4 protein-coding genes are annotated in these 5,773 nt (G+C 69.0%); all 4 read left to right on the plus strand.

Features of this window, described 5'->3' with window-relative positions; translation table 11 throughout:
* Positions 1-670: 670 nt before the first annotated feature.
* From ABZ914_RS44765 to ABZ914_RS44780, 4 genes are read left to right on the plus strand one after another with little or no spacing between them, the layout of a single operon-like run.
* A complete protein-coding gene (locus ABZ914_RS44765; protein WP_500200793.1) occupies positions 671-1,924 on the plus strand; it encodes an extracellular solute-binding protein in 1,254 nt (417 codons plus the stop codon).
* On the plus strand, positions 1,925-2,866 hold the full coding sequence (locus tag ABZ914_RS44770) for a carbohydrate ABC transporter permease (RefSeq protein WP_500200794.1): 942 nt from the start codon (positions 1,925-1,927) through the stop codon (positions 2,864-2,866).
* Entirely contained in the window at positions 2,863-3,690 is an 828-nt protein-coding gene (locus tag ABZ914_RS44775) for a carbohydrate ABC transporter permease (RefSeq protein WP_190864801.1), read from the plus strand. The genes ABZ914_RS44770 and ABZ914_RS44775 overlap by 4 nt, the downstream gene beginning before the upstream one ends.
* Entirely contained in the window at positions 3,687-4,964 is a 1,278-nt protein-coding gene (locus tag ABZ914_RS44780) for an ROK family protein (protein ID WP_500200795.1), read from the plus strand. The genes ABZ914_RS44775 and ABZ914_RS44780 overlap by 4 nt, the downstream gene beginning before the upstream one ends.
* Positions 4,965-5,773 lie beyond the last annotated feature (809 nt).

Consider the following 5,773-nt stretch of genomic DNA (forward strand, 5'->3'; position numbering starts at 1 on the left):
GCGCTCGACCCGCACCAGGCTCCAGCCGTCCCGGACCGCCGGGACCGGCACCTCGCGGACCTCCAGCATCTCCGGCCCATCCGGCCGCGACCGCGGCCAGCGCGCCGCCCGCACCGGCGGCGAACCCGGTCCGGAAGTTCATGTGCTCGTCACCTCGCCGTTCTTTCGGGGTCGTGCGGCGGGCTACCCGCGTAAAGAACGACAAAACAGGCCGCAGGCCAGTGTCCGACCCTCCCCGCGAGCCCCCGGCACGCGACCGTCACAGCAGGTCACAGGGCCTCCGCGCAGAGTGAGGGCACCAAAACCGCGCGATCGGCGGCCGAAACCCGCCGACCAGACCAGCCCAGCGTGCACACCGGACCACGCCCCCCCTCCGGTAACGGTTAAGCCTCTTGCGTAATGCACCCCTTGAACTGGTACGGACCAGTGTTTATCTTCATGGCCACCACGCGCGTTTGTGCTCAGTGAGCATTCGCACCGCGCACAATTTTTCATGCGCGAAAGGGAGGAGGGCCGGGCGGCCGACGCCGCCCGTGGGAGGACCACGCCAAAGGGTCATGCGACGGCACGCCGCACGACCGGTCCGGGGTGGCGTGAACATGCGGGCCGAAAAACGACGCACGGACGCGCGGGAGCGTCCGCAAGTGCGAGCCGAAGAAGGCGGGGACAGATGAAACGGCACCTCATCGGCGCCATCGCCGCGGGCCTCACCGTGGCACTCGGCGTCAGCGGATGCGGCAAGGGAAGCTCGTCCGGCGGAGACGACTCCGACGGCAAGACGATCAAATTCGTCGCGGCGATCTACGACGACAACACCAAGCCGTTCTGGGACGCTCTGATCAAGGACTTCGAGGCCAAGAACTCCGGGTACAAGGTGAACCTGGAGATGGTCGACTGGACCCAGATGGACGCCAAGGTGAAGACCTACGTCCAGACCAAGCAGGTCCCCGACATCCTCAACTACAACTCGTTCTCCGACTTCGCCCGGGACGGCCTGCTCTACAAGGCGTCCGAGGTCGTGTCGCCGGCCACGCTCAACGACTTCACCCCCACGTTCGTCGAGCAGGCCAAGTTCAACGGCGAGCAGTACACGCTGCCGTTCATCTCCAGCGCCCGGCTGATGTTCTACAACAAGGACCTGTTCAAGAAGGCCGGCATCACCGACCCGCCCAAGACCTGGGCCGACATCAAGGCCGACGCCGAGAAGGTCAAGAAGGCCGGCGCCATCGGCTACGGCCTGCCGCTCGGCCCCGAGGAGGCCCAGGCGGAGTTCTTCTCCTGGGCGATGAACGACAACGGCGGCTGGGTCGACTCGTCCGGCAAATGGGCCATCAACCAGCCCGCCAACATCGACACCCTCAACTTCCTCAAGGACCTCAACAAGTCCGGGCTGACCCAGCCGAACCCGGAGAGCACCGACCGCAAGACGGTGTTCAACCAGTTCGCCCAGGGCAAGGTCGGAATGGCGATCGGCGGCCCGTTCACCAAGGCCGGATTCATCACCCCGGCGAACCCGAACCTCAACTTCGGGGTCACCTCGCTGCCGGTGAAGAACGCGAGCTCGCAGCCCAACACGCTCGGCGTCATGGACGTCCTCGACGCCTTCAAGAAGAACGACGGCAAGAACAAGGAGGCCGTCAAGAAGTTCCTCGACTTCTTCTACCAGAAGGACAACGTCTCGCGGTTCCTCTCGAAGGAGGGCTTCCTGCCGACGACGAAGTCCGCCGGTGACGCGCTCAGCTCCGACCCGTACATGAAGCAGTTCGTGGACGCGCTGCCGACGAGCAAGTTCGCCCCCACCAGCAACCCCGCGTGGTCCGCGGTGGCGGGCGCCGTCAAGCAGAGCCTCGGCACCTCGGTCGCCGACAAGGACCCGAAGAAGGTGCTCGACGAGATCCAGCAGACCGCCGAAAAGGCGAGCTGAGTGCAGGACGTCGCCGTGAAGCGGGACGCCGGGCTCCGTCCGGCGTCCCGCGCCTCCCTGCCCAGGCGCGTCGGGCGCGCGCTGGTCCCGCTGCTGTGGCTCGGCCCGTCCATCGTGCTCATCGCCGTCGTGGTGCTGTGGCCCGTCATCGAGATGGTCCGCACCTCGCTGCTGAAGATCAGCTCGTCCGGCGTCACGCTCGGCAACCGCGGCTCGGCCAACTACACCGACCTGTTCGACGAGGACGCCCTCGTCCCCGTCGTGCTGCGCACGCTGCTGTGGGTCGCGGGCATCGTCGTCGTCACGATGGTGCTGTCGCTCGCGATCGGCCAGCTGCTCAACGCCCGCTTCCCCGGCCGCCGCGTCGTCCGCTGGGCCGTCATCGTCCCGTGGGCCGCGTCGGTGCTGATGACCGCGCTGATCTGGAAGTGGATGCTGGACAACTACTCCGGCATCGTCAACCGCGTGCTGCTCGACCTGCACGTCATCGACAAGCCGGTGAACTGGCTCGGCCACCCCCACCAGGCCATGGTGTGGATGATGTGGGTCGCGGTGTTCGTGTCGCTGCCCTTCACCTCGTTCGTCATCCTCGCCGGGCTCCAGTCCATCCCGTCCGACGTGTACGAGGCGGCGCGGGTCGACGGCGCCGGCGCGTTCCGCACCTACTTCGGGATCACGCTGCCGCTGCTGCGGCCCGCCGTCCTGATCGCCTCCATCATCAACGTGATCAACGTCTTCAACTCGTTCCCGATCATCTGGGCGATGACCGCGGGCGGTCCCGGGCACGCCACCGACACCACCACCACCTTCATGTACAAGCTCGCGTTCTACGACCAGCACGTCGGCGAGTCCGCCGCGATGGCCGTCGTCAACTTCGTCCTGATCCTGGTGATGGTGCTGGTGTACCTGCGGGCCACGCGCTGGCGGGAGGAGGTCCGATGAAACGCTCTCCCGTCCGCAAGGTCGTCCTCACCGGGGTCGGCTGGCTGGTCGCGCTGATCTTCGTGGCGCCGTACCTGCAGATGTTCCTGACCTCGCTGAAGACCGAGCACGAGCTGACGAAGTCGCCCGGCACCTACCTGCCCGGGCACTGGCAGTGGTCGAACTTCGTGGACGTCTGGAAGGCCGCGCCGATCTGGACGAACATGCGGGTGTCGCTCATCGTCGCCGCCGTCGCCACCGTGGTGACGCTGGCGTGCGCGATGCCCGCCGCGTACTACACCGCCCGCAACCGGTTCCGCGGGCGCGGCGCGTTCCTGCTGCTCGTCCTCGTCACCCAGATGTTCGCGCCGACCGCGCTGGTCATCGGCATCTTCCGGGAGATGGTCGCGCTCAACCTGACCGACACGCTGATGGCGCTGATCCTCGTCAACGCCGCGTTCAACCTGCCGTTCTGCGTGTGGATCCTGCACGGCTACTTCTCCAGCATCCCCAAGGAACTGGAGGAGGCCGCGTTCCTGGACGGCGCCGGACGCGTCGGCGCGCTGTTCCGGGTGACGCTCCCGATCTCCGCCCCGGGAGTCATCACCGCCGTCGTCTACACGTTCATCTCCGCCTGGAACGAGTACATCGTCGCGTTGACCGTCACCGCGTCGCCCAACCGGCAGCCGCTGACCGTCGCGATCCCGTCGTTCGTCACCCAGTACCAGGCGCACTGGCAGTACCTGTTCGCCACCTCGCTCATCGCTATCGTTCCCGTCGTGATCCTCTTCGTGTTCATCGAGCGGTACCTGATCGGCGGCCTCACCGCGGGCTCGGTCAAGTGACCCTCATCGCGATCGACGTCGGCGGCACGTCGATGAAGGCCGCCCTCGTCCCCGCCCCGCCCTCCCCCGGGGCCGGGGCGGGCGGCGAGGTGCTGATCTCCGAGACGTGGCCGACCGACCGCGCCGACCCCGTCGGCGGGATCCTCGACTTCGCCGCCCACATGGCCGCCCGCGCCGAGGCCCTCGGACGCCCCGCCCGCGCCGCCGGGATCGCCGTCCCCGGCATCGTCGACGAGGCGTCCGGCACCGCCGTCCGCGCCGCGAACCTCGGCTGGCGGGACGTGCCGCTGCTGCACCTGGCGCAGGAGCGGCTCGGCGTCCCCGTCGCCGTCGGGCACGACGTCCGCACCGGCGGCCTCGCCGAGGCCGTCCTCGGCGCCGGACGCGACGCGGGCGACTTCGTCTTCATGGCCATCGGCACCGGCATCGCCGCCGCGCTGATCCTGAACGGCACCACCTACCCGGGCGTCTCCGGATGGAGCGGCGAGGTCGGGCACATCGTCGTGCGGCCCGGCGGCGAGGACTGCGCCTGCGGCAACAAGGGCTGCCTCGAGACGTACGCGTCCGCCGCGTCCATCGCACGCCGCTACACCACCGGCCACGCCGCCGTCCCCGTCGCGGTCGCCGTTGCCGGGAGCACGCATAACGGCGCAGCGGGTACCGCCGTCAGCGCAACGGGCAGCACGCCAGGCACCACAGTCCGCGACGCGGACAGCACGCTGGACAGCGCGGCGAGCGATGCAAGCAGCACGCAGGGCGGCGCGACGGGTGGCACGCGGGCCGGCGCGACGAGCAGCGCTGCAAGCGACGCAGGTGGCGTGACCGGGAGCACGAGCCTCACGGTGGACGGCACAGCGGGCGGCGCCACAGTCAACCCAGGCGGCAGCGCGAGCAGCGCAGGCGGCAGCAGGGTCGACGGCACGGCGCTCAGCTCGACAGACGGGACAGTGCCCGACGACGAGAGCGGCCTGGGCACCATTCGCGCGGAGGACGTGATCGCGCGGGCCGGCACCGACGATCTCGCCGCGCGAATCTGGTCCGAGGCCCTCGACTGCCTGGCCGACAGCCTCGCCGCCACCACTCTGCTTCTGGACCCGGGGCTGTTCGTCCTGGGCGGCGGCCTGGCGCAGGCGGGGCCGCTGCTGCTCGAACCGCTGCAATCGCGGCTCGCCGAGCGCCTCCTGTTCCGTCCTGCTCCCCCGCTGGCCGTCACGCGGCTCGGCGACCGCGCCGCCGTGCACGGCGCCGCACTCCTCGCCGCCCGACTCCTCTGACCCCGCCCGAACGCGGCTGACCCCGCCCGGACACGGCTGACCCCGGTCTCGGTGGGGTCAGCCTCCTGAGACGTCGGGCCTTCAGCACGGCCAGCTCCAGGGGGTCGATCGGTCTCTTCGAGCGGTCGGTCTCCCCGGAACAGTTGGCCCGAGCGGACGGTCGACCTCACCGGACAGTCGACCTTCCGACGTGCTCGGTCCCAACCAAGCTCCCGGTGCCGGGCGCCTCGCACCGGTGAGTGTTCAGCGGTGCGCTCGTTGGACGTGGAGCCGCTCGGGATCGATTCGGACTTCTCGTCGGCTGTGGCGGGGGTTTCGGCATCACCGCCTACGGCGTGGTCAGGAGCGACGATCATCCCGAGTGCGGCATCTGGCGGCCGTCCGGCGCCCTCTGGTCGACGTCCTGATTGGGGCTGCCTCGATCGCGGGCGCGCTTACGAGGCGCTGGCTCCCGGCGAAGCGCACCTTCCGACGTGCCTGACCACTTCGCTCGCCAACTCTCCGGTCTTGGGACGGCTTCCTGGCGAGAGTTCATCTCTCGTTGCGGGGCCGGATCGCTGGTGTCGGGCGGCTGGCCAACCTGCGTGGGCGGTTGGACCGCAGGGCTTCAAGGAATTGGCAGTGAGGGAGCGGGCACGGCGCGGAGGCGAGTATTTGAGGTGGCCTATTCACTCGGCCGGGACTTGGTACTTCCCGGGGCGAGAAGCCGATCAACGAGAATGGGTGTTCGGGTGGTGGGGTGGCGCTTGCGTACGGGGCCGCCCCTCCAAAGTCAAGGGCGCCTTCGGCGTCGCTTCGCGATGGACTTC

It is taken from the genome of Spirillospora sp. NPDC046719 (genome assembly GCF_040645715.1).
In the GTDB taxonomy this organism is placed as follows: domain Bacteria; phylum Actinomycetota; class Actinomycetes; order Streptosporangiales; family Streptosporangiaceae; genus Spirillospora.

Excerpts from the sequence above, each read along its gene's own strand:
- ABZ914_RS44775 (WP_190864801.1), top strand. The coding sequence starts at position 2,863 with ATGAAACGCTCTCCCGTCCGCAAGGTCGTCCTCACCGGGGTCGGCTGG.
- ABZ914_RS44765 (WP_500200793.1), top strand. The coding sequence starts at position 671 with ATGAAACGGCACCTCATCGGCGCCATCGCCGCGGGCCTCACCGTGGCA.